2 protein-coding genes are annotated in these 1,870 nt (G+C 70.4%); both read left to right on the top strand.

Features of this window, described 5'->3' with window-relative positions; translation table 11 throughout:
* On the top strand, positions 1 to 1,097 hold a 1,097-nt coding region (locus tag AC2VOP_RS06185; RefSeq protein WP_486960136.1), incomplete at its 5' end, for a flavin-containing monooxygenase.
* On the top strand, positions 1,094 to 1,870 hold a 777-nt coding region (locus AC2VOP_RS06180), incomplete at its 3' end, for a flavin-containing monooxygenase (protein WP_486960135.1). The genes AC2VOP_RS06185 and AC2VOP_RS06180, both read left to right, overlap by 4 nt.

The following is a 1,870-nucleotide window of genomic DNA, read 5'->3' as shown; positions in this document are numbered from 1 at the left end:
CCAAGCGCGTCGGCATCATCGGCACGGGCGCGACCGCGGTCCAGTGCGTGCCGCATCTGGCCGCGGCGGCGCAGCGGCTCTACGTATTCCAGCGCACGCCGTCGTCGGTGGACGTGCGGGCCAACCGGCCCACCGAGCCCGGCTGGGCCGACACGCTGCGGCCCGGCTGGCAGCGTGAGCGCATCGAGAACTTCCAGATCCTCACCGCCGGCGGGCAGGCCTCCGAGGACCTCGTCGCCGACGCGTGGACGAGCATCACCCGCAAGCTCCCGGTGATGCGCCACGACGCCGACGATTTGGTCGACCCCGAGCAGCGCGGCCGCGACATCGAGTTGGCGGACTTCGCCAAGATGGCGGAGATCCGGGCGCGGGTCGACGAGATCGTCGCCGACCGCGCCACCGCCGAGGCTCTCAAGCCGTGGTACGGCTACTTCTGCAAGCGCCCCTGCTTCCATGACGAGTACCTGCAGACGTTCAACCGAGACAACGTCACGCTGGTCGACACCCGGGGTCGCGGGGTGCAATGCATCACCGAGTCCGGCGTCGTCGTGGACGACGTGACCTACGAGCTCGACTGTTTGATCTTCGCAACGGGTTTCGAGGTCGGCACCGACTACTGCCGCCGCACCGGCTTCGAGCTGGTCGGCCGCGGCGGGGTGACGCTCACGCAGCGCTGGCGCGACGGTGTGCGCACCTTCCAGGGCCTGTGCGCCAGCGGTTTCCCGAACTGCTTCATCGAAAGCATCTCCCAGGCCGGGCTGACGGTGAACTTCCCCTATCTGCTCGACGTGCAGGCCACCCACGCCGCCTGGATCATCGCGTGGACCCTGCAACACGGCATCACCGAGGTCGAGGCGTCACCGGAGGCCGAAGCCGCCTGGGTCGACACCGTCGTGGCCCGGTCGGCCGCCACCGCCGAGCGCGCCGCGACCTGCACTCCGGGGTACTACAACCGGGAAGGCAAGGCCGACGCCAAGACCCGGCAGGGCAGCTTCTTCTTCGGCGGGCCGACCGAGTACGCCGACATCCTGCGGGCATGGCGGGCCCAAGGGGATTTGGAGGGCCTCCTGCTGCGCGGCGGCGAGGCCGGAGCGTGACGAGCCGGCGGGCGCGCCGGCGCTATGCCGTCGGCCGGGTGAGGGCGGCGACGCGGCGGCGCCACCCGCCGCGGGTCGCGATCATCGGCGCTGGCTTCGGCGGCCTCGGCGCGGCGGTGACGCTGCGCCGCAGGGGCGTCGACGACCTGGTGATCATCGACGGTGAGGACGGGGTGGGAGGTACCTGGCGGCGCAACGTCTACCCTGGCGCCGCGTGCGACGTGCAGAGCCACCTCTATTCGTTCTCCTTCGCGCTGAACCCGAACTGGAGCCGCACGTACGCCCGCCAGCCGGAGATCCTGGCGTATCTGGAATCGGTGGTCGACGAGTTCGACCTGCGTCGCCACTTGATGCTGCGGACCCGGGTGCGGCGGGCGCGGTGGGACGAGGACGCCCGGCGGTGGGAATTGCAACTGCAGGAGGCCAACAGCGACGCTGTCAGGACGCTGGTGGCCGATGTATTGGTCAGCGCGGCCGGCCTTTTCGGCGCGTCCAAGCTGCCCGACATCGAGGGTTTGACCGACTACCGGGGCCACCTGATGCACACCTGTGCATGGGACCGTGACGTCGACCTGACCGGCAGGAAAGTCGCGGTGATCGGAACCGGCGCCAGTGCGGTGCAGGCGGTCCCGGAACTGGCCCGAATCGCTGCGCACGTCAACGTATTCCAGCGGAATCCCCCGTGGATGGTACCCAAGGACGACCGCCCGTTCAGCGCCGCCGAACTGGGGCGGTTCCGCCGCCACCCCTGGGCCGCCCGGCGGGAACGGTGG

It is taken from the genome of Mycobacterium sp. TH-M106, from assembly GCF_057473765.1.
The sequence above is the reverse complement of the archived record's forward strand: the minus strand, read 5'-3'. Positions and strand labels throughout refer to the sequence as shown.